We start from the raw sequence: 276 nt of genomic DNA, 5'->3' as shown, positions 1-276 counted from the left end.
CCTACCGATACATCCGTATCAGTTCCTCGTAAATCGTTATAAGCAAGATTCGTTGACCATTTAAGGGCGGAATTATGTAATATTTTCACGGTCACACCATTCCCTCCGCTTCCCCAAAGCATGGCTGCATTTCCTGTAATACGAACCAACCCAGTTTGAGGTGCTACCCACTTGCGGACCGAGCTGGTATTCGGGGAAGGGTGTTGCCAGTTGGACGCTACCACAAGCCAAGGCTGCGATCCCTGCCAAAACTGATTCAGATTGTCCCACACCATA

1 protein-coding gene is annotated in these 276 nt (G+C 49.3%); it reads right to left on the bottom strand.

All coding sequences use genetic code 11. The features are described 5' to 3' along the window. A partial coding sequence (locus LRL21_RS45145; RefSeq protein ID WP_240422245.1) for a hypothetical protein occupies nucleotides 1-276 on the bottom strand: 276 nt, incomplete at both ends.

The sequence above is a fragment of the Paenibacillus periandrae genome, assembly GCF_022458865.1.
In the GTDB taxonomy this organism is placed as follows: domain Bacteria; phylum Bacillota; class Bacilli; order Paenibacillales; family NBRC-103111; genus Paenibacillus_S; species Paenibacillus_S periandrae.
This window is presented reverse-complemented; position numbering and strand designations above follow the sequence as displayed.